The sequence below is a fragment of the Janthinobacterium sp. HH104 genome, assembly GCF_001758715.1.
In the GTDB taxonomy this organism is placed as follows: domain Bacteria; phylum Pseudomonadota; class Gammaproteobacteria; order Burkholderiales; family Burkholderiaceae_D; genus Janthinobacterium; species Janthinobacterium aestuarii.
Window position 1 is genome coordinate 139372 of the sequence record NZ_LRIB01000034.1, and the last position, 22410, is coordinate 161781.

Here is a 22410-nt window from a genome sequence, read left to right on the forward strand (position 1 = left end):
GATTACAAAAAAAACAGGGAAATGTTGCATTTCGTCCAAAAAGTCCGCACGAAATTGACAATCTGAATCGTGAATGTTTTGATGAGGGCCCTGAAAATTTACAGAATTTTCATTGGTGGATTTGTAAAAAGGCAAATAAATTGTTAGTAAGCAACAAGTTATTTCAAAATAATTGCCGCCTTTATCACAATAACAAGGAATTTCAGATGATGATAGAAAATGTAATATCGCGGTCGCTGCGCCTGATGTTTGCAGGCGGCATGGCCCTGAGCATGCACGCCGCGTATGCACAAGAAACAACAGATGGCACCATGCAACGCGTGGAAGTCACCGGTTCGAGCATCAAGCGCATCGCTTCCGAAGCGTCGCTGCCGGTGCAGTCGTTCAACCAGAAAGACATCAAGAAAACCGGCGTCACCACGGTGACCGATTTCATCCAGCAAATTCCTGCGATGCAGGGCTTCTCCGTGGCCGCCGATTCGGTTGGCGGCGGCGGCGGCGGCGTCACCACAGCCTCGATCCACGATATCGGCGCAGCCTACACGCTGGTGCTGCTGAACGGCCGCCGTATTGCGCCATCCAATTCCGGCACCACCATCGACCTGAACTCGATCCCCCTGTCGGCCATCGAGCGCGTGGAAGTGCTGACGGACGGCGCCTCGGCACTGTATGGCGCCGACGCCATCGCCGGCGTGGTCAACTTCATCCTGAAAAAAGGCGCATCGCCGCTGGAAATCAATGCCAAGTACTCGCGTCCTGAAGAAAAAGGCGGCGCCAGCAACTCGATTTCCATCAGCAAGGGCTTCGGCGACATCGACGAAGACGGCTACAGCATCTTCGTGTCGGCCAGCCATGACGAACAAAAATCGCTGAAAGCATCGCAGCGCAGCTTCGCGAAAAGCGGCATCATCAATTTCAACGATCCGAAGAACGGCAAGGCACTGCAATTCATCAACGGTTCCTCGCGCTCCGCGCCAGGCAACGCAACTGTCGATTACGATGCCATCGATCCTGCCACCGGCAAGACAGTCAGCAAGTCCGTCAACCTGAACCCGTACGCACTGGCCCATGGCGGCAAATGCGCCGCCAGCAACATGGATTTCTATGGCGACGGCAACTGCTATTTCGATTCGCCATCGACCATCGAAATCAATCCCGAATCGAAGCGCGACGCCATCTTCAGCTCGGGTACCGTCAAACTGGGCAAAACCGGCTTCCAGGGTTTCTATGACCTCGCCTACACGGAAGCGCGCGTCGTCGCCAGCATTGCGCCATACCCAGCCGATTTCTCCGTCGATGTCGGCTCGCCGCTGTTCAACAAATATCTGGCGCCGAACCTGACGCCAGCGCAACTGGCCAACGCCACGGGCGCCGTCGCCAAATACCGCCTGTCGGAAATGGGCAACCGCGTCTACGACTACGGCACCAAAGCCACCCACATCGTCGCCGGCATCGATGGCAATGCATTCGGCTGGGACATCAACTCCGCCGTAACGTACTCGAAAAATAAGCAGACGCAAGAATACGTCAGCGGTTTCCCGCTGGCGGACAAATTCGACGCGCAAGTAGCCGCCGGCAATATCGACCCGTTCGCCTACCCGGTCGGTTCCATGCCGGATGCCATGCGCCAGGCACTGCTGGGCACGGGCTTCAGCGGCACCTACAACACGCAAACCGTGGAAATGAAGGGCATCGACGGCCGCGCTTCACGTCCTGTGTTCTCGCTGCCAGGCGGCACGGCCATGCTGGGCGTGGGCGCCGACTACCGCAACACCTCGTACAAGGTGCAGCAGGCGAATGTTGCCAAACAGGCGCAGATCCTGTTTGACAATGCACAAGTCGACAGCGAATACGCACGCGACAATGCCGGCGCCTACGCCGAGCTGATGATGCCGATCTCGAAAAAACTGGAAATGACCGGCTCGCTGCGTTACGACCAGATCGGATCCATCGACGACAAGCTGACGGGCAAGACGGTAGGCAAGAAAGAAAACGCCACCACCTGGAAAGTCAGCGGCAAGTATTCCGCCACCAAGAGCCTGATGTTCCGCGCCGCTGCCGGCACCGGCTTCCGCGCCGCCAGCATGCAGGAAATCGCCGGTCCACTGGAAGACTGGGGCGTCACGGGCGGTAACTATCAATGCCCATTGACGGCAGCAAACGGCATGGGCGGCCATCCGCTGGCCAGCTACTGCAGCGGCGTGGGACGCCAGCAATTCGAAGCCTTCCAGGGCGGCAACCCGGACCTGAAGCCGGAAACGTCGAAGCAATGGAGCATCGGTACCGTGTTCGAGCCGATCGACAGCCTGTCGATGTCGTTCGACCTGTGGAACGTGGAAATCCGGGACCAGGTGACCGCCGTGTCCGAAGGCCTGATCTTCAACGATCCTGCCAAGTACGCCAATCTGTTCACCACCAAGCACATCAGCTCGACGGGCAAGGACGTGCTGGCCATCAAGCTGCTGCCGATTAACATCGGAAAGGTGGAAAACCGCGGTATCGACTACGACTTCACCCACAAGATGAAGCTGCTGGACGGCCGCCTGACGAGCCGCCTGATGGGTACCTACCTGCTGCGTTCGCGCTACACGACGCCGGGCACCGATGATCAATGGGAAACCAGCCTGAATCGCTACGGTTCGAACGACAAGGTCAGCTTCCGCAACATCATCCGTGCCACCACCACGTATGAGACAGCCAAGTTCACGCATACGCTGAGCGCCAGCTACCGCAACGGCTATACGGACAAGGAACAGACGGCTGACGATTGCGCCGTGATCGTGGCTGGCAGCCCTGGCGAATGCTATGGCATCCAACTGGAAGTGCCGAGCTACACCACCTTCGACTTCCAGACGGCTTACCGTCCGATGAAGAACGTGGAAATCACGGGCGGCATCCTGAACCTGTTCGACCGCAATCCGCCGTTCACCCTGCGTAACACGGGTTCGCATCAAGTGGGCTACAACCCATCGTACTCGAGCGCCCTGGGCCGCCAGTTCTACCTGAGCGGTTCCTACAAGTTCTAAGCTGACGGCATCTGCTCTCGGCTGAAAACTGAAAAGCCCGGAAAGCTTAGCTTTCCGGGCTTTTTTTCATGCTGCGCGCCACGTCACTTTATTCCGCGTCGCCCTTCAAGCGGCGCTGCTTAACGGCTGCCGCCAGGTTTTCCAGCACGGCCACGCTGGCGCTCCAGTCGATGCAACCGTCCGTGACAGACTGGCCGTAGATCAATTCCTTGCCCGGGATCAAATCCTGGCGCCCCGCCACCAGGTGCGATTCCACCATCACGCCGACGATGCGGTCGTCGCCGCCCGCCACCTGGCTGGCGATGTCGGCGCACACGGGAATCTGGTTTTCCGGTTTTTTCGAGCTGTTCGCATGCGAGGCGTCGATCATCAGGCGCGCCGCCAGGCCTTGCGCCGCGATCGCCTTGCAAGCGTCGTCCACGCTGGCCGCGTCATAGTTCGGCGTTTTGCCGCCGCGCAGGATGATGTGGCAATCCTCGTTGCCGTTGGTCGAGACGATGGCCGAGTGGCCGCCCTTCGTGACGGAAAGGAAATGGTGCGGCTGCGAGGCGGCCTTGATGGCTTCCACGGCGATTTTCACATTGCCGTCCGTGCCATTCTTGAAGCCGACGGGACAGGACAATCCCGACGCCAGCTCGCGGTGCACCTGCGATTCCGTCGTGCGCGCGCCGATGGCGCCCCAGCTGATCAGGTCGGCGATATATTGCGGACTGATCACGTCGAGGAACTCGGTACCGGCCGGCAAGCCCAGCTCATTGATATCGCGCAACAGTTCGCGCGCCATGCGCAAGCCGTCGTTGATGCGGAAGCTGTTGTCCATGTACGGATCGTTGATCAGGCCCTTCCAGCCCACCGTGGTGCGCGGCTTCTCGAAGTAGACGCGCATGACGATTTCCAGTTCGCCCGCGAAACGCGCACGCTCCTTCACCAGCAGGCGCGCATATTCCATCGCCGCCTTGGTGTCGTGGATGGAGCAAGGCCCGATCACCACCATCAGGCGGTCGTCCTGGCCGTGCAGGATACGGTGCAGGGCAATGCGGGCGCTGGCGGCGGTCTGTTCGGCTTGCTCCGAGCAGGCGAATTCGCGGATCAGGTGGGACGGCGGGGTCAATTCCTTCATTTCGCGAATTCGCAAATCATCGGTGCGGGGCATCATTTTCTCCAAAATTTAAGGATGGGTAAAACATCTGGGTAAAAAAAAACCGCCATCAGTGGCGGTTTTTTAGAATTTGCTGGGATCTCGTTTTGCTGCTACGTGAACCGACCGCTACTCCACCGCCTTTGGGTTGGAATTGCTAAAGTAAAAATAAGCGGTAAAAAAGTGGCGAGCGAACATGCGAGTCATCCGTAAGTGATGAACGACTATAAACCTAAATTGCAAGGGTTGGCAAGCATATTTGTCGGCAAAGCCGCATGCCGCTGCCGTTTTACACTGCAAAGTACGTTAAAAAGCATAAAAAGTTGCGCGCTGCCCCTACCCGTTCGCAGGCCACTACCGCTGTGTCCGTCGTGGCAACCACGCCACGCCAGCCATTCTATCGACGACAAGCGGGGCACTTCTTGATCCAGATCTACTCCCGGCATCGCCGCACGGGCAAAACTCAAGGACGCATCGACGATTCCTGACTGCCTGACCTTTCCGGAGAACCGCATGAGCCCTACACCATCCTTACCATCCGCTGCTTTTTCACCACCCAGACTGGGCCTGGCGCTGGCCAGTGCGCTGCTGAGTCTACCCGTCCTGGCGCAGGATGCTGCCCCCGTTGCCCGCGTGGAAATCACCGGCTCGAACATCCGCCGCGCGCAGGCGGAAACGGCGTCGGCCGTGCAAACGCTGAACGCGGCCGACATTGAAAAATCGGGCAAGTCCAGCGTGGCCGAACTGCTGCAGACCCTGGCCGTCGACAACCAGGGCTCGGTGCCCACCACCTTCGGCAACGGCTTTGCCGCCGGCGCTTCCGGCGTATCGCTGCGAGGCCTGGGTACGGCCTCGACCCTGGTGCTGCTGAACGGGCGCCGCGTCGCGCCGTATGGCCTGGCCGACGATGGCCAGAAGGTATTCGCCGACCTGAACATCATTCCCCTGGAAGCGGTGGAACGGGTGGAAATCCTCAAGGATGGCGCCTCGGCCATCTACGGTTCGGACGCGATTGCCGGCGTTGTCAACGTGATCCTGCGGCGCGACTACCAGGGCACGGCCATCAAGGGCAATTACGGCAAGACGAAGGAGTGGGACGGGCGCGATGCGCGCGCCGCCATCACGCACGGCTTCGGCGACATCGACAGCGACCGCTACAACGTGCTGCTGAACCTCGAGTACAGCGAAAAGGCCGCCATCTGGAACCGCGACCGGGCCGGACGGGGCGCCGTGGGCCGCAGCGACTTGCGCGACCTGGGTTTCAGCGCGCAGGAGTCGCTCAGCGGTGCGGGCGCCATCACCACCAACAACGCGGCCGGCAGTGCCGTCAACGGCAATGTGCGCAATCCCGACACGCTCGACTACTACAACCGCGGCAACCTGTCCGGCGCGGATTTTACGCGCACCTTCCCCGGCGCCGCCTGCGGCAACTTCACCACGCATCCGCAAGGCGACCCGGGCGGCGGCTGCCTGACCGATGCCGCGCAGCAGTACGGGCAGATCCAGCCCAAGCAAAAGAACATCAATTTCTTCGGCCGCGCCGCCTGGCAACTGACGCCAGCACTGCAGACGTATGCGGAACTGAACGTGTATCACAGCGAATCAAACTCGGCCACCACGCCATCGACGGTCAGCGGCTCGGTCGGCTACCCGGGCGGGCCCGTCAGCAATGCGGGCGTGTCGCTCGGCGCAGCCCACCCGGACAATCCATATTTCGGCACGGCGGCGCGGCTGCGCTACCTGGCGGCCGACGTGGGACCGCGCCTGTCGGAAGTCAATTCGACCTTCACGCGCTTTGTGGCCGGCATCAAGGGCACGGTGGCGGGCTGGGATATCGACAGCGCCTTGCTGTACTCGCAGAACAAGGTGTCGAACGACTTGAACGGCTACCTACAGCGCGACGTCGCCTTCGCCCTGCTCAACCCGACCGCCGCGAACGTGGCGGCGGCCAGCCTGAACCCCACCTATGCGGCCCTGCCGGCCGGCAGCCTGTGGCGCATCGCGGAAAACGCGGGCCTCAATTCGCCCGAGCTGTACGCGGCCCTGTCGCCGCGCATCTCGAACGATGCCAAGACGCATATCGCGCAGATCGACTTCAAGGCCAGCCGCGAGGTGGCAAAGCTGGACGGCGGCGGCCTGGGCGTGGCCGTGGGTGCGGAATTCCGCCATGAATCGACGGAACTCAAGCCCACCACGGGCACGGAGCGGGGCAATATCATCGGCCTCGGCTATTCCGCCTACAAGGGCAGCCGCAACGCCTCGGCCATCTACGCCGAAGTGCTGGCGCCCGTGCTGAAAACCGTCGAGCTGTCAGGCGCCCTGCGCGCCGACCATTTCACCGACGTGGGCAATTCCTACACGCCGAAAGTGGGCGTGAAATGGACGCCCATGCGCGAACTGGCCCTGCGCGGCACCTTCGCCAAGGGCTTCCGCGCCCCCAGCGCGGCGGAAAACGGCGTCGGCGGCCTGGCCGCGTTTTCCACCGCCAGCGATCCGCTGCGCTGCGCGCTGGGCGTGGAAGTGGCGTGCGATCCCGCGCCGATCGCCGTCATCACCTCGCCCAATCCGAACCTGTCGCCGGAGCGTTCGCGCAGCTTTTCCGTCGGCGCCGTGTGGGACCCGCTGCCGCGCAGCAGCATTTCCGTGGACCTGTGGCAAATCCGCCGCAAGAATGAAATCAACCAGGAGCAAACGGATGCGGCCATTGCCGCCGGCAACGTAGCGCGCGACCCATCGACGGCCACCGGCATTGCCGGCGATCCGGGCGCCATCACGGCCGTGCTGGCCAACTATGTGAATTCGGCGCAAACGACGGTGCGCGGCATCGATATCGACGCCCGCCAGCGCTTCAACCTGGGCGGCGACTATGGCAACCTGACCTTCGACCTGAAGTGGACGCATCTGTACAAATGGCTGCGCACGGAACGCGATGGCACGCAGCGCGATTTTGCCGGCACGCATGGCAATTGCGACGTGTCCAACTGCATGGGTACGCCGGACGACCGCATCAACCTGGGCGCCACCTGGGAACGCCAGAACTGGCGGGTCACGGCCAACGTCAACTACCGTGCGCCGCTCGACAACATACTGTTCAAGAATGACCCGGACGGCTGCGCCACGCATTTCGCCGACGGCACCGACGCGCCGCGCGGCTGCCGCATCGCCTCGTTCACCACGGTGGACCTGACGGCCCGCTGGCTGGCCACGCCCAAGCTGGAAGTGTTTGCGACGATACAAAACCTGTTCGACAAGATCGCCCCGCTCGACCCGCTGACGTATGGCGCCACGGGCTACAACCCGCTCGACTACGCGGGCGCGGCAGGACGCTTTGTCAGTGCGGGGGTGAAGTATAAATTCTGAGAAATAGCGGTGGTGTCGGGTTGCGCCCTTCGGGCTAACCCGACCTACACGATCAGCTTGCCAGAAATGTAGGTCGGATTGCGCGGCGCAGCCGCGCGTAATCCGACACCGTTGTTGGCCGCGCAGTGCCCGAAAAGATCAGGCAGTCCCGCCAACCGTGATGCCATCGAGGCGCAAGGTCGGCTGCCCCACGCCCACGGGCACGCTCTGCCCTTCCTTGCCGCACACGCCCACGCCCGAATCGAGGCGCATGTCGTTGCCGATCATGGAGACACGGTTGAGCACGTCCGGGCCATTGCCGATCAGGGTCGCACCCTTCACCGGGTAGCTGAGCTTGCCGTTTTCGATCATGTACGCTTCGCTGGCCGAGAAGACGAACTTGCCGTTCGTGATGTCGACCTGGCCGCCGCCGAAGTTGACGGCATACAAGCCGTTCTTGACGGAAGCGAGGATCTCGCCCGGGTCCTTGTCGCCGCCCAGCATGTACGTATTTGTCATGCGCGGCATGGGCAGGTGGGCGAACGATTCGCGGCGCGCATTGCCCGTCACGGGCATCTTCATCAGGCGCGCGTTCATCGTGTCCTGGATGTAACCCTTGAGGATGCCGTCCTCGATCAGGGTCGTGCACTGTGTCGGGTTGCCCTCGTCGTCGATGTTCAGGGAACCGCGCCGGCCAGCCAGGGTGCCGTCATCGACCACGGTGACGCCCTTGGCAGCCACGCGCTCGCCGATGCGGCCCGAAAACGCGGACGAACCCTTGCGGTTGAAATCGCCTTCCAGGCCATGGCCGATCGCTTCGTGCAGCAGGATGCCGGGCCAGCCCGGTCCCAGCACGATGGTCATGGGGCCGGCGGGCGCGGGGCGCGCTTCCAGATTCACCAGCGCCGAATTGACGGCGTCCGTCGCGTATTGTTCCAGCACGGCATCGCTGAAATAGTCATAGCTGAAACGCCCGCCGCCACCGGCCGAGCCCGTTTCGCGGCGGCCATTCTGTTCCGCGATCACGGTCAGCGACACGCGTACCAGCGGGCGGATGTCGGCCGCCAGCACACCGTCGCTGCGCAGCACCAGCACCACATCGTATTCGCCAGCCAGGCCCGCCATCACTTGCACCACGCGAGGATCTTTCGCGCGCGCCATCTTTTCCACGCGCTCGAGCAGCTGCACCTTGGCCGTGGCATCGAGCGAGGCCAGTGGGTCGTTGGGCAGGTACAAGGAACGCCCGCCCTGCGGCTGCATCTGGCCCGCGATCTTGATTTTGCCGGCGCCCGCGCGCGCAATCGTGCGCGTGGCCGCCGCCGCTTCCAGCAGGGCCCGCTCGGAAATGTCGTCGGAATACGCAAACGCCGTCTTGTCGCCGGACACGGCGCGCACGCCCACGCCCTGGTCGATGGAAAAGCTGCCCGTCTTGACGATGCCCTCTTCCAGGCTCCAGCCTTCGCTCTTGGTCGACTGGAAATACAGGTCGGCATAGTCGACCTTGTGCGTAAACATCGTGCCCAGGGCCTTGAGCAGCTTGTCTTCGTCCAGGCCGAACGGCGTGAGCAGGATATCGCGTGCCACGGCCAGGCTGGACAGATTGGGTTCAAATGGGATCATGGCTTTTTCTCACAATTCAATTTACATGGTGCGGTGCGTGAGGGCCGGCAGCGACTCGCGCACGCCGGCCAAAAACACCAGGTCGATCTCGCCGCTGACCACGCCCTCGCCTTCGGGCAGCACGGCGATCACTTCGCCCCACGGGTCGATCAGCATGCTGTGGCCCCAGGTGCGCCGGCCGTTCGGATGCAGGCCGCCCTGCGCCGAGGCCAGCACATAGCACTGGTTTTCGATGGCGCGCGCGCGCAGCAGCACTTCCCAATGGGCGCTGCCCGTCGTATGGGTAAACGCGGCCGGCACGACGATCAGCGCGCAATCGCCCATGGCGCGGTACAGTTCGGGGAAGCGCAGGTCGTAGCAGATGGACAGGCCGACGCGGCCGAAAGGCGTCTCGATAGCGCGCACCTGCGCACCGGGCACGATGGTGCGCGATTCATTGTACGACTCGATGCCACGCGTAAAACCGAACAGGTGAATCTTGTCATAGCGGCCGGCCGGTTCGCCTTGCGGATCGTACACGAGCGTCGTATTCAAGACCTTGCCCTCCTGGCCCGAGATCAGGGGCAAGGTGCCGCCGATCAGCCAGATGCCGTGCTGGCGCGCCATCTGCGCCATGCCATCCTGGATGGGGCCACTGCCGGGCTGTTCCGCATGGGCCAGCTTGTCCGTTTCCTGCTTGCCCATGATGGCCCAGTATTCAGGCAGCACCACCAGTTGCGCGCCACCGGCGGCGGCCTGCGCCACCAGGCGCCGCGCCGTGGCCAGGTTGTCTTCCACGGAAGGCGAGGAAATCATTTGTACTGCTGCGACTGTATGCATCATTGCCACCTCTTATCCATTCGAACGCCTCGCCTATTTCGCCACGGCCTCCACCGCCGCAGCGGCAGGCACGGCGACAGGTTCCAATTTACCACCATCGAGTTTGGTCACGACGGGCGATTTCCACGGACCGGCGATCTGCATATGGTAAGTGAGCGCCTTCATCACGGGCGCACGCAGGAACAGCTGCGCCAGGAAACTGCCCAGGCCGATGACGGGATTGACGGCCAGCGCATACACGAGCGGTCCCGTTCCCAGGTTAAATTCGGGGATCACCACCACGTGCAGATTCGTCGTTTCATTGGCGATATCGGCCGTGCCATCCATCAGCACGGTGGCCGCCACGCCATGCATCTTGAGGTTGTTCGTCGTCACGACGCCGCGCTTGATGCTGGCGTTGGCCGTGATGCCGTCGAAAGCCAGGCCTTCGGAAAACACGTCGTGGAAATCGAGTTTCAGCAAGCGGGGCAAGGCTTGCAGGCTGAGCACGCCCAACAGCTTGGCCGCGCCCGGGTCCTGCTTGAGGAACTGGCCCGATTCCACGTTCATCTCGATCTGCCCCGACAAGGTGGGAATGTCGAGCGAATACGGCAAGCCGTTCCAGGCGATGTCGCCGCTCAGGCGCCCCTTGCCGCGGCGCACCGTGTCGGCAAAGCCGAAGCGGTCGAGCAGCTTGCCCGCATCGACGATGTCGAGGCCGAAACGCAAGCTGGTCGTGCTTTGCCCATCCTTGATGACCCATTTGCCACTGCCGCTCAGCGCGCCATCGGCGTTCGACAGTTGCAGCTTACCCACGCGCCACTCGCGCCCGCCCGCCGCCATGGTGTTATAGGCCTGCAACTCCAACCGGCCGATCTTCTTGTTGAACAGCTCGAATTGCTCGGCGACGATATCGAGCGAAGGAATCGACTGGGCGCCATTTTTTCCTTCCAGTAAATTTTTCACATCGTTGGCGGCCGACTCCGGAATGATCAGCGAGGACAGGCGCGCCGTCATCTTGCCCAGGCCGGATGGCGTTTCCAGCCACGTCACATAGCCCGACACCTGTTTCGCATCAATATTGGCTTGCCACACATCCTTTTGATGCGTGGCACCCACCACCACGTTTTCCAGCTTGCGCTCGCCCAGCATCAGTTCGCTGGCGCGGGCCGCCATCATGTCCGGCACCACGTATTGCGCGATATCGAGCGCATCGTCGGCGCCGCCGCTGTCGGCGGACGCCGTCGCGCTGCCGGCGATCTCGCTGCCGGCGGCAATCCAGCTGTCCACGTCCAGGGTTTTCATGTTGACGTTGAGCATCATGCCGCTCTCCGGTTCCGGCGCCGGCACGTTCACGCCGATGCCGCCGCGCACCAGGCGCCAGGCATCCTTGCCCTGCTTCTGGCGCTGGTAGCGCGCAGCGATGCCGGAGCCCAGCGCGATGCGGATATCGTCCGTGCGCAAGCCGGCGCCATTGGCCGCATTGCCCGTCAGGGTGAATTTCACGGGCAGGCTGTCGCCGGCCGGCTTTTTCAGGGGAGCGGGAAAATCCAGGCCCAGGCCCGTCAGCGGCGACTCGACATTGACCACCACCTGGTGGTCGCGCGCCGTGATCAAGCCGCTGTAACGGGCGCCGCCATTCAAATGTTTCGCCAGGCGCTGCAGCACGGGCGCCGGATAGGTTTTGCGCAAGCCGTCGATGGTCATGTTGCCGGCAATTTTCACCTGGATGGAGCTGTCCGGCTGCGTGCCGCCCGAGATGGCCAGCGGCCCGCCCAGCAGGCTGCCATTCAAACCATTCAGGTTGACGCCTTTTTCGTTGAATTCGATCTTGCCCTGCGTGCCCAGCACGGGCGGCATGTCATGGAACAGCACCACATCGTTGCCCGCCAGCTGCAAGCTGCCCTGTACGGTCGACTCGAGCATGCGCTCGATCGGCAAGTGCAATTTGAGGGCCAGCTTGGCGTTGCCCGTCGCCGTCGTTTCATCCGTGAAATGCTCGATCCAGCCCAGCACGGGACTGGCCGTCACGTACTTGAGAAATTCCTGCATGGGGCCGGCCGCGTTGCCGTCGATATCGAGCAAGGTGTCGAAGACGGTCAGGTCGGGGATCACGGCTTTGACATTCGTCAATGCCACGCCGCCTGTAGTGGCCGTGTCGCCGCGAATTTCCATGCGCGCGCGCTCGAACACAAAACTACCCTTGATCTTTTCCGCCTGCGGCCACAGGGGCGCCTTGCCCGCCAGCGGGCCGCTTTCCGCAAATTCGCCGGGCGCATAATTCAAGGTGCCGTTCTCGATCTTGCCGGCGATACGGAAGTCGCCACGGTTGCGCTGGGCAGGCGTGGCGGCCTTGAACGGGAAATGTTCGAGTTCGCCGCGCAGGCGCAGGCTGACATCGCGCGCCACGCCGCCTTCCAGCGCGCCCGTCAGCCAGTGGCGCAGGTGCTCGGGCGTTTGCAGCGGCAGATAGCGGCCGATGGTGTTGATCTGGAAATTATCGATCGTGCCCGTCAAGTCGACCTGGCCCAGGTTCTTGCCGTCGAGAGGCAAACGCTGCGAACCATGCAGGGCGACTCGCATGCCTTCTTGATTAAGATCAAGCCTGTCCAGGTCGACTTGTAGCATATTGTCTGCTTGGAAAGCCCAGCGCGCCTCCATTTCGAACTGTTCGAATGGCAAGGCCGGCTCACTCAAATAGGAGGCCAGTTGCAATACCAATCCCCGTGCATCGATATCGACCTTGCCGCCCTTGTCGCTGGCGTCGATACTGCCAGTCAAATGTTCGAAACCGGGGATAGCCGGTGCGGCTGCCTGCGCGGGGCCGGTCGCCGTCTTCGCCACGGCCAGGCGCACCGGCTGCGCGTTCAGGCCCAGATCGATGAACTTGCCGCGCAAACGGTAGCTGGCCGGTGTCGCCATTTCGCCTTCCCATTGCGCGGCAAAATCCTGCAAACGCCCGCGCGGCGCCAGGGCGTCGAGACGCTGGCGCTGCTGTTCGCCCAGCGGCAGCTTGTCGGCCAATGCGGCCAGGGTTTGCAAATCGAGCGACTTGGCCGCGATTTCCGTGCGCGCCGGCTTGCGCTTGGTGGCAGCAATGAAACGCTCGGACAAAGTCGTGGGCGGCAGGCTGAGGCCGTCTCGGGTTTCCACCGCGAAATTCGTCAACTCCACCTGGTGCCCATTCGCGCCAAACGTCGGTTTGCCGTCGGGTGTCTGCGAGAGCTCTTCTTTTGCCGAAATGCGTCCGCTGACCGACAGCAGATCGAGCGGCGCGATATGCTCGCCCAACTGCGCCGTCACATCCGTCAACCCCACGTCGGCCGTGAAGCCGGCCAGGCGCGCGTGATCCAGGCTCAGCCAGGCGCGCAGGGCGCCCTTGCCCTGGCTCAGTTCGAACGGGTAATCGAGGTAGCGGCGCCAGGCGGCCAGGTCGGCGTTTTTCAGGTCGGCGTACAGCTCGCCCTTCCACATCGACACATCGGAGATGCGCGTGCTGAAAGGCGTATGCGTGAAGTGAGCGCGCACATCGATGGGCGCGGCCAGACTGGCGGGTGGCGTGGCCTGCAAGCCCAGCCGGTGGCTGCGCCAGCGGTTGCGCAGCAGCAGATTGACCTGGGATAAGGCCAGCTCGGGTGTCCCACGCGCCTCGTCCGTCCAGCGCACCTTGCCATCGCGAATGATGATGTCATGTTGCGACAGCAGCCAGTCGGCGCCCTTGCCATCGCTGCCTTGCGTACTGTCGATCAACACCCCGGCCACGTACAGCTTGCCATCCTTACTGCGCCGCACGTCCAGGTCCGGCCGCGTGATTTCCAGGGTAGTAAAGCGCACTGAACCCAGCACGCTCCACCACGACACGGTGGCCGATATGCTCGGCAAGCTCAGCGCCTGGCGGCCCGCCTGGTCACGCAGGGTCACGTCGCCGAGGAAGAGATTGGGGCGAACGCCATGCCAGGAGGCATAAATACGCGCAATGCTGACGGGGTTGCCCAGCGCACGGCTGGCCGCCCGCTCGATATCGCCTTTGTAATAATCGATATTCGGCAGAATCGCGTAGCGCAGGAATAAAAACAGCACGGCGAAGGCGAAATACGCGAGCAGCACCAATTTGATGGTAAAACCCAACACATGGTGGGTGGCCAGGTTGGCCATGCGATAGGCGGCACGCAGCCGCTGCCAGCGCAGAGCCAATGGCACATGTTCTGTCACGCTTGCTTCTGGCGGTTTTTGCATCAATAAGCTAATAAACTGGCCCGGCGTCAAATAATGGCAAAAATCGTCTGCATTCGTGGTGCGCGCCTGCATCCTTGCGCTTGCGTCTGAGCAAAGCCTCCCTTACCATCGTCCGGAAGAGCACGCAATGCCGGCCGTGAGGCCAGCGGCATAATTTTACCGCATCCCCCGCCGTTCGCAGCCAAGTTAAACAAGAACATGCACGCCGCATCCACGAGACACTTACCGATACCATGAGCACACAGCCTTTGATTTCCGCCTCCCGTTTCTACCAGCGCTGGCTGGACGCCGCCCCCGAGCGCGCCGCGCAGGTAGCCCAACTGGTGCGCGCGCCGCTGGACGGGCTCGATTTTGCCGCCGAGCTGGCCGCCCAGGCGAGCGCCGCCACCCCGCCGCTGCCGCCCGAGCGGGCCATGCGCCGCCTGCGCAACCTGCTCGTTTGCGGCCTGATCGCGCGCGATCTGGAAGGCCAGGCTGACTTGAACGAAGTCGTCACGGCCATGACAGGCTTTGCCGATTTCGCCATCCGCACGCATGTGGACGCCATCATGGCCGAGATGGTGGCCCTGCACGGCATGCCTGTCGGCGAGGAATCGGGCGAGGAACAGGCCTTGATGGTGTTGGCGATGGGCAAGCAGGGCGGCGGCGAGCTCAATGTCTCGTCCGATATCGACCTGATCTTTGTGTATCCGGAAGATGGCGACACGCAAGTCACCGTACCGGGCCAGCGCAGCCTGTCCAACCACGAGTTTTTTATTCGCATGGGCAAGAAGCTGATCGCCGCCCTGGCTGAAATCACGCAAGACGGTTTTACTTTCCGCGTGGACATGGCACTGCGTCCGAACGGGAACTCGGGGCCGCTGGCCGCCAGCCTGGGCATGGTGGAGCAGTACCTGATCGTGCAGGGCCGCGAATGGGAGCGCTATGCCTGGGTCAAGGCGCGCGCCGTGACGGGCAAGCCGGAAGATATCGCGTCACTTGACGCCATCGTGCGCCCGTTCGTCTTCCGCCGCTACCTCGATTTCGGCGTCATTGATGCCATCCGCACCATGCACGGCCAAATCCGCGCCGAGGTCAACCGCCAGGAGCGGCTGCATCCGGACCGCAGCAACAACGTCAAGCTGGGCCGGGGTGGCATCCGTGAAATCGAATTCCTGGCCCAGGTATTCCAATTGATACGGGGCGGGCGCGACGCCGAGCTGCGCGAGCGTTCCACGCGCGCCACCCTGCGCACGGTAGCGGACAAGGGCTTATTGGAGCCGGTCATCGTGGAACAGCTGCTCGGTTCCTACACCTTCCTGCGCAACCTCGAACACCGGCTGCAGTATCTTGACGATGCGCAAACCCATACCCTGCCCGCCAACGACGCCGACCGCCTCACCGTGGCGCAGATGATGGGCTTGCCAGACACGCCCACCCTGCTGGCCCAACTGGAAGCGCACCGCGTGTTTGTCGCCGGCCAGTTCGACGAGATGTTCAGCGACAAGAGCAGCGGCACGCCGCCGGCCGACACGGGCATCGACCCGCAGACGTCGAACGATTGCGCCGCCTCGGACCAGCAGGAAGCCATCGAAGCGCGCTTTGCCGCCCTCGGTTTCCATGAGCCGGCCGCCTGCGCGCGCCGCCTGCTGGCCACGTGGCAGGCGCCCCGTTTGCAATCGTTGCCCGAGGCAAGCCGCACGCGCCTCGTCGCCCTCGTCAATTCCGCCCTGCCCCTGATCACCGATTGCTCCGTTTCCAACGGCAACGCCAGCCAGCTGGCCACCCTGGGCCGCCTGCTCGATTTCCTGGAAGCCATTGCGCGCCGCTCGGCCTATCTGTCGCTGCTGACGGAATACCCGCATACGCTCGAGCGCGTCGTGCGCATGGTGTGCGCCAGCGGCTGGGCCGCCACCTTCCTCACGCAGCACCCGATCCTGCTCGACGAACTGCTGGACGAGCGCATCCGCAATACGGTGCCGGACCCGGCCGCCCTGGCGCTCGACCTGCAGCGCCAGCTCGACGATGCGCCCGGCGACACGGAGCGCCAAATGGATATCCTGCGCGAAATGCACCACGCGCAGCTGTTCCAGTGCCTGGCGCAAGACCTGGCGGGCGACCTCAGCGTGGAAAAGCTGGCCGACTACCTGTCGCAGCTGGCCGACATCATCGTCGCCGCCACCGTGCAAGCCGTCTGGCAAACGTTACCGACGCGCCACCGCGAGGTGCCGAAATTCGCCGTCATCGCGTACGGCAAGCTGGGCGGCAAGGAACTCGGTTATGTCTCCGACCTCGACGTCATTTTCCTGTTCGACGATGACGACCAGGAAGCGCCCGGCCTGTACGCCAAGCTGGCGCAGCGCTTCATTACCTGGATGACTTCGCACACGTCGGCCGGCATCCTGTTCGACATCGACATCGCCCTGCGCCCCGACGGCGCCTCGGGCATGCTGGTCTCCAGCGTGCAGGCGTTCGAGCGCTACCAGGGCAGCGCGGCCTGGGTGTGGGAGCACCAGGCGCTCACGCGCGCGCGCTTCTGCGCGGGCGACGCCACCATCGGCAAGCATTTCGAACGCATCCGCGACACGATTTTGCGCAAGGAACGCCCGGAAAACGGCCCGCTCAAGGGCGAAGTGGTAGCCATGCGCAAGAAGATGCTCGACGCGCATCCGCCCCGCCCCGGCAGCTTCGATTTGAAACAGGATCCGGGCGGCATGATCGACATTGAATTCATGGTGCAATACCTGGTGCTCCAGCATGCGGCGCAGTATCCGCAGCTGACGGCCAACTCGGGCAATATCGCCCTGCTGCGCCTGTGCGGCGAACTGGGCCTGATCGACGCCCAGCTGGCCGCCCAGGTCGCCGACGCCTACCGCGCGCTGCGCAAGCTCCAGCACCAGCTGCGCCTGCAGGGGCAAGACCTGGCCCGCGTGGAACCGGAACGGGTGCGCGTGCATGCGGACAACGTGATGCGCCTGTGGCAAGCCATCTTCGGCGCCACCGCCTGAGGCTGGCCCGGGCATGCCGCTCCATTACCTGTCGCGCCTGAGCGGATCGGCGCGCGATACGCAAGCCAATCTGCAGCTGGGCTGCGTGCTGGCGCTGGTGGCCGGCGCCGTGAACGCGGGCGGCTTTCTTGCCATCGGCGGCTATACCTCGCACATGACGGGCATCGTCTCCGGCATGGCGGACGACCTGGCGCTGGGCAATATCACGGTGGCCCTGGCCGCGCTGGGCGCGTGGCTGGCCTTTGTCAGCGGCGCGGCTGTCACGGCCATCATGGTGAACTGGGGCAAGCGGCGGCGCCTGCACAGCCAGTTTGCCGCCAGCCTGCTGCTGGAAGCGGCATTACTGCTGCTGTTCGGCTTGACGGGCAATTACCTGGCCACCATGCCCGACGTGCTGGGCCCCGTCACCATCTTGCTGCTGTGCTTTGTCATGGGTTTACAGAACGCCATCATCACCAAGATTTCTGGCGCCGTCATCCGCACCACGCACGTGACGGGCCTGTCCACCGACATCGGCATCGAACTGGGCAAGATGGCGTATTACAACCGGCGCCACCTGCCGGACCGGATGGTCAAGGTCAACCGCGGCAAGCTCAGAACGCACAGCCTGCTGATCGCCTGCTTCTTCATCGGCGGCGTCAGCGGCGCCCTGGCCTTCAAGCACATCGGCTTTCCCGCCGCCACCATCCTGCTCGCCGGCGTGCTGACCCTGCTGTCGGGCGTACCCGTGCTGCGCGACTTGCGCCTTCTATGGCGCTTCTACCGCCGTCGCCTGCACACCCAACGTTGATAAAAATATTTTTCTTTAAGGCAATAACATTCTGATTTTAATGCTAATATTTTTCTGCGCTTGGCGAGCCCATCATGCCTGCCCAGGCGGCCTTTTGAGTTGACACCCTACCGTTGTCCAATTGTGAAAGCGAGAAAAATGATTTCCATTAAAAAAGCCCTGTTTGTCTTTGCCGCTGCGGTCGGTATCGCCGCCTCGTTTGCCAGCAACGCGACCGAACATGCACGCAGACCGCCGGATAGGTGCAACTACCTCCTGAACAGCTGCTATCAGGGCAATAGCAATGACTGCGAACTGTGGTACGCACAGTGCGCCAATCTCGACCCTGAATAAGCGGACGAAAAAAAACGCCCAGTTCAAACTGGGCGTTTTTTCTTATGCGGTTAAAAAATTACTTGGCCGACATCAGTGCAACGGTGGTGTCGAGCATGCGGTTCGAGAAACCCCACTCGTTGTCGTACCACGACGATACTTTCACCAAACGGCCCGACACTTTGGTCAGGGTCGAATCGAAGTTCGACGAAGCCGGGTTGTGGTTGAAGTCGATCGAGACCAGCGGTTCGGTCTGGTACGTCAGAATGCCTTCCAGGGCGCCTTCCGAAGCGGCCTTCATCAGCGCGTTGACTTCTTCCACGGTGGTGTCGCGCTTGGCGATGAACGACAGGTCGACCAGCGAAACGTTGATGGTCGGCACGCGGATGGCGAAGCCGTCCAGCTTGCCATTCAGCTCAGGCAACACCAGGCCCACGGCGGCAGCGGCGCCCGTCTTGGTCGGGATCATGCTCATGGTGGCCGAACGGGCGCGGCGCAGGTCTTCATGCATCACGTCGGACAGCACCTGGTCGTTGGTGTAGGCGTGCACGGTGGTCATCAGGCCCGTTTCGATGCCGATGGCGTCGTTCAGCGGCTTGACCAGCGGTGCCAGGCAGTTGGTGGTGCACGAAGCGTTCGAGATGACGGTGTCGGTCGATTTCAGTACCGAGTGGTTCACGCCGAACACGACGGTCGCATCGACGTCCTTGCCGCCGGGTGCCGAAATGATGACTTTTTTCGCGCCGCCCTTCAAGTGAGCCGAAGCTTTCTCTTTGGTGGTGAAGAAGCCCGTGCATTCCAGCACGACGTCCACGCCCAGCTCGCCCCATGGGATTTCAGCAGGATTGCGCTGTGCGAATACGCGGATCGGATCGCCATTGACGATCATGTTGTCGCCTTCGACGGTGACCGTGCCCGGGAACTTGCCGTGCGCGGTGTCGTAGCGGGTCAGGTGGGCGTTCGATTTGGCATCGCCCAGGTCGTTGATGGCAACGATCTGGATATCCTGTTTCTTGCCGCCTTCGTAGAAAGCGCGCAACACATTACGGCCGATGCGGCCGTAGCCATTGATTGCAACTTTGATCGTCATACTCTGCTCCTGATTAAAAAAAAGGTATCAGCACAGCACCCCGGCCAGCAATGGCAAGGGTCTGCTCAAAATCAATATTAGCCAGCGATAACGGCTTTCACCTTGGCGACGACGTTCTCGACCGTGAAGCCGAAGTGCTTGAACAGCACGCCGGCAGGCGCCGATTCGCCAAACGTGTCGATACCGACCACGGCGCCTTCCAGGCCCACGTATTTGTACCAGAAGCTGGTCACGCCCGCTTCGATGGCCACGCGCGGCACGCCTTTCGTCAGCACGCTGGCCTTGTAGGCAGCGTCCTGGCGATCATATACATCGGTCGACGGCATCGACACCACGCGCACGGCGATGCCTTCGGCAGCCAGCGCGCTGGCGGCGGCGACGGCCAGTTCCACTTCGGAACCGGTGGCGATCAGGATCGCCTTGGCGTCGGCCACGTCGTTCAGCACATAGCCACCGCGGTAGATGTTCTCGATCTGTTCGGCGCTACGTTCTTGATATGGCAGGTTCTGGCGCGAGAAGATCAGGGTCGACGGGCCATCCTTGCGGCGCACGGCGGCGCCCCAGGCTGCAGCCGACTCGACCGTGTCGCATGGACGCCAGTTGTCCAGGTTCGGGATCAAGCGCATCGACGAGACGTGCTCGACCGATTGGTGCGTCGGGCCGTCTTCGCCCAGGCCGATCGAATCGTGGGTGAACACGAAGATCGAACGCAGTTTCATCAGGGCGGCCATGCGCAGGGCATTGCGGCTGTAGTCGGAGAACGTCAGGAACGTGGCGCCGAACGGGATGTAGCCGCCGTGCAAGGTGATGCCGTTCATGATGGCGCTCATGCCGAATTCGCGCACGCCGTAGTTGATGTGGTTGCCAGGCTGGCCCGAACGCACGGCCACGCACTCTTTCCAGTTGGTCAGGTTCGAACCGGTCAGGTCGGCCGAGCCGCCCAGGAATTCCGGCAGGGACGAAGCCAGCGCCTGGATGGCGTTCTGGCTGGCCTTGCGGGTGGCGATGTTTTCTTTCTTTTCCACGCAGGAAGCGATGGCAGCCGACAGGGCCGTTTCAAATGCCTGTGGCAACTCGCCTTGCATGCGGCGGGTCAGTTCAGCGGCTTGCTGCGGGAATTCGCGGCTGTAGGCGGCAAAGCGCTCGTTCCAGTCCGCTTCCAGCAGGGCGCCCTGTTCCTTGGCATCCCAGGCCGCGTACACGTCGGCCGGCATCTCGAACGGAGCGGCATCCCAGCCGATGTATTCGCGCACGGCAGCGATTTCCTTGTCGCCCAGCGCGGCGCCGTGGACCTTGTCGCCGCCTTGCAGGTTCGGCGAACCCTTGCCGATGATGGTCTTGCAGCAGATCAGGGTTGGCTTCGATGCGGTCTTGGCGGCGGCGATGGCTGCAGCCACGGCGGCAACATCGTGGCCGTCGACGGCGCGGATGACGTTCCAGCCGTACGCTTCGAAGCGCGCCGGGGTGTCGTCCGTGAACCAGCCTTCGACCTTGCCGTCGATGGAAATGCCGTTGTCGTCGTACAGGGCGATCAGCTTGTTCAGGCCCAGGGTGCCGGCCAGTGCGCACACTTCGTGCGAAATGCCTTCCATCAGGCAACCATCGCCGACGAAGGCGTAGGTGTAATGGTTGACGATGTCGTGGCCGGGCTTGTTGAATTCAGCGGCCAGCAATTGTTCCGACAGCGCCATGCCGACGGCGTTGGCGATGCCCTGACCCAGCGGGCCGGTGGTCGTTTCCACGCCTGGCGTGATGTCGACTTCCGGGTGGCCCGGGGTTTTCGAATGCATCTGGCGGAAGGCCTTGATGTCATCCATCGACAGCTCGTAGCCGGTCAGGTGCAGCAGCGCGTAGTGCAGCATGGAGCCGTGACCGTTCGACAGCAGGAAGCGGTCGCGGTTCTGCCATTTCGGGTTCGCGGGATTGTGGCGATAGTGACCACTCCACAGGGCAACTGCGATCTCGGCCATGCCCATCGGCATGCCTGGATGGCCGGAGTTGGCCTTTTGTACAGCGTCCATTGCCAGTGCGCGGATCGCATTGGCCATTTTGGTAGTCGGGAGCGTAGTTGTCATGATGGTGTGGGTCAGTCGCGAGTTTGGGATTCGTTTGCAACAGCACGGACAAGAAAGAACCCAGGCCGGCTGCTTTATGTAGTCAACTATTTTACCAGACTAGGGGGCCGCAAATTAGAATTGCGGCGTACTGGCCAGCCAAATGGCTATACTTTGACGTCTTTCCACCCCACATATACCCCCGTTGAGGATTTGCATGCCGCGTTTTTTCTGCCCCCAGCCGCTCGTTGCCGGCACCACCATCGCCCTGCCGGAGGCTGTCGCCCACCATGTCCAGGTCGTGCGCCTGGCGCCGGGCGACGTCATCACCCTGTTCAATGGCGAAGGCGGCGAAGTGCAGGCGAGTCTGGTGGCGGTCGCCAAGCGCAGCGTAACGGCGCAAATCCAGGCGCACGTGGCGCGTGAAGCGGAGCTGCCCTACGCCGTGACCCTGGCGCAGGCGCTGCCGGAAGCGTCGAAAATGGACTGGATCATCGAAAAAGCCATCGAACTGGGCGCGGCCGGCATCGTGCCGCTGTCGGCGCAGCGCTGCGTGGTACGCCTGTCCGCCGAGCGGGCCGAGAAAAAACTCGCGCATTGGCAAGGCATCATCGTATCCGCATCGGAACAATGCGGACGCAACCGGCTGACACAGCTGGCGCCATTGCAAGACTTCAATAGCTGGAGCAGCCAGCAAGATTTACATAAACGCATCATCCTGACGCCGCGCGCGCAGCAATCGCTGGCCGACTGGGCGCGTCACCAGCCGCCGCAGGCGATCACCGTGATGGTGGGGCCGGAAGGGGGATTTTCGGAAGCGGAAGAAAAGGCGGCCCTGGCCGCCGGCGCCATCGGCTTGAGCATGGGGCCGCGCATCCTGCGCACGGAAACGGCGGGACTGACGGCGCTGGCGACGCTGAGTGCCTTGTGGGGCGGGATGTAAGACGCCAGCGGCGCCATCATGAAAAAGCCACCCGAAAAATCCGGGTGGCTTTTTATGCCAGACATGCAGGTCTGCCA

11 protein-coding genes and 1 pseudogene are annotated in these 22410 nt (G+C 62.6%); 6 read left to right on the top strand and 6 right to left on the bottom strand.

Annotation, left to right across the window (positions count from 1 at the left end; genetic code table 11):
* Nucleotides 1–206: 206 nt before the first annotated feature.
* Entirely contained in the window at nucleotides 207–3026 is a 2820-nt protein-coding gene (locus JAB6_RS14190) for a TonB-dependent receptor (protein WP_070303337.1), read from the top strand.
* An 88-nt stretch (nucleotides 3027–3114) separates the two neighbouring features.
* Here JAB6_RS14190 and aroG read toward each other — a convergent pair whose 3' ends face one another.
* Entirely contained in the window at nucleotides 3115–4179 is a 1065-nt protein-coding gene (gene aroG / locus JAB6_RS14195; protein WP_034760477.1) for a 3-deoxy-7-phosphoheptulonate synthase AroG, read from the bottom strand.
* Between the two features lie 498 nt (nucleotides 4180–4677).
* Here aroG and JAB6_RS14200 point away from each other — a divergent pair, with 498 nt between their 5' ends.
* Nucleotides 4678–7524: a TonB-dependent receptor gene (locus JAB6_RS14200; protein WP_070303338.1), complete on the top strand. Its 2847-nt coding sequence runs from the start codon at nucleotides 4678–4680 to the stop codon at nucleotides 7522–7524.
* Nucleotides 7525–7662: 138 nt separating this feature from the next.
* Here JAB6_RS14200 and tldD read toward each other — a convergent pair whose 3' ends face one another.
* Genes tldD through JAB6_RS14215 form a run of 3 tightly spaced genes read right to left on the bottom strand, consistent with a single transcriptional unit; the run spans nucleotide 7663 to nucleotide 14133 of the window.
* On the bottom strand, nucleotides 7663–9123 hold the full coding sequence (tldD, locus tag JAB6_RS14205) for a metalloprotease TldD (protein WP_058050878.1): 1461 nt from the start codon (nucleotides 9121–9123) through the stop codon (nucleotides 7663–7665).
* Between the two features lie 21 nt (nucleotides 9124–9144).
* A complete protein-coding gene (locus JAB6_RS14210) occupies nucleotides 9145–9945 on the bottom strand; it encodes a carbon-nitrogen hydrolase family protein (RefSeq protein WP_034760185.1) in 801 nt (266 codons plus the stop codon).
* Between the two features lie 30 nt (nucleotides 9946–9975).
* Nucleotides 9976–14133, bottom strand: coding sequence for a YhdP family protein (locus JAB6_RS14215; protein ID WP_368072924.1), 4158 nt, complete (start codon nucleotides 14131–14133; stop codon nucleotides 9976–9978).
* 218 nt (nucleotides 14134–14351) lie between these two features.
* Between JAB6_RS14215 and glnE the strand changes: the two are divergent.
* The 3 genes and pseudogenes from glnE to JAB6_RS14230 form a co-directional block, all read left to right on the top strand.
* Nucleotides 14352–17144: pseudogene (gene glnE / locus JAB6_RS14220) on the top strand (bifunctional [glutamate--ammonia ligase]-adenylyl-L-tyrosine phosphorylase/[glutamate--ammonia-ligase] adenylyltransferase); the annotation flags it as partial.
* 13 nt (nucleotides 17145–17157) lie between these two features.
* Complete coding sequence (locus JAB6_RS14225) at nucleotides 17158–17934, top strand: YoaK family protein (RefSeq protein ID WP_034760193.1); 777 nt, start codon at nucleotides 17158–17160, stop codon at nucleotides 17932–17934.
* Nucleotides 17935–18072: 138 nt separating this feature from the next.
* Entirely contained in the window at nucleotides 18073–18267 is a 195-nt protein-coding gene (locus JAB6_RS14230; protein WP_070303340.1) for a hypothetical protein, read from the top strand.
* A 58-nt stretch (nucleotides 18268–18325) separates the two neighbouring features.
* Here JAB6_RS14230 and gap read toward each other — a convergent pair whose 3' ends face one another.
* Together gap and tkt are read right to left on the bottom strand one after the other, a co-directional pair.
* Nucleotides 18326–19336: a type I glyceraldehyde-3-phosphate dehydrogenase gene (gene gap / locus JAB6_RS14235; protein WP_010395244.1), complete on the bottom strand. Its 1011-nt coding sequence runs from the start codon at nucleotides 19334–19336 to the stop codon at nucleotides 18326–18328.
* A 77-nt stretch (nucleotides 19337–19413) separates the two neighbouring features.
* Nucleotides 19414–21411 (bottom strand): transketolase, encoded by a 1998-nt coding sequence (gene tkt, locus JAB6_RS14240; RefSeq protein WP_070303341.1) that lies wholly within the window; start codon nucleotides 21409–21411, stop codon nucleotides 19414–19416.
* A gap of 196 nt (nucleotides 21412–21607) precedes the next feature.
* On the opposite strand from tkt, the gene JAB6_RS14245 reads away from it, so the two are divergent.
* Nucleotides 21608–22333, top strand: a complete 726-nt coding sequence (locus tag JAB6_RS14245; protein ID WP_070303342.1) for a 16S rRNA (uracil(1498)-N(3))-methyltransferase — start codon at nucleotides 21608–21610, stop codon at nucleotides 22331–22333.
* Nucleotides 22334–22410 lie beyond the last annotated feature (77 nt).

Excerpts from the sequence above, each read along its gene's own strand:
- JAB6_RS14190 (WP_070303337.1), top strand. The coding sequence starts at position 207 with ATGATGATAGAAAATGTAATATCGCGGTCGCTGCGCCTGATGTTTGCA.
- aroG (WP_034760477.1), bottom strand. The coding sequence starts at position 4,179 with ATGCCCCGCACCGATGATTTGCGAATTCGCGAAATGAAGGAATTGACC.
- JAB6_RS14200 (WP_070303338.1), top strand. The coding sequence starts at position 4,678 with ATGAGCCCTACACCATCCTTACCATCCGCTGCTTTTTCACCACCCAGA.
- tldD (WP_058050878.1), bottom strand. The coding sequence starts at position 9,123 with ATGATCCCATTTGAACCCAATCTGTCCAGCCTGGCCGTGGCACGCGAT.
- JAB6_RS14210 (WP_034760185.1), bottom strand. The coding sequence starts at position 9,945 with ATGATGCATACAGTCGCAGCAGTACAAATGATTTCCTCGCCTTCCGTG.
- JAB6_RS14225 (WP_034760193.1), top strand. The coding sequence starts at position 17,158 with ATGCCGCTCCATTACCTGTCGCGCCTGAGCGGATCGGCGCGCGATACG.
- JAB6_RS14230 (WP_070303340.1), top strand. The coding sequence starts at position 18,073 with ATGATTTCCATTAAAAAAGCCCTGTTTGTCTTTGCCGCTGCGGTCGGT.
- gap (WP_010395244.1), bottom strand. The coding sequence starts at position 19,336 with ATGACGATCAAAGTTGCAATCAATGGCTACGGCCGCATCGGCCGTAAT.
- tkt (WP_070303341.1), bottom strand. The coding sequence starts at position 21,411 with ATGACAACTACGCTCCCGACTACCAAAATGGCCAATGCGATCCGCGCA.
- JAB6_RS14245 (WP_070303342.1), top strand. The coding sequence starts at position 21,608 with ATGCCGCGTTTTTTCTGCCCCCAGCCGCTCGTTGCCGGCACCACCATC.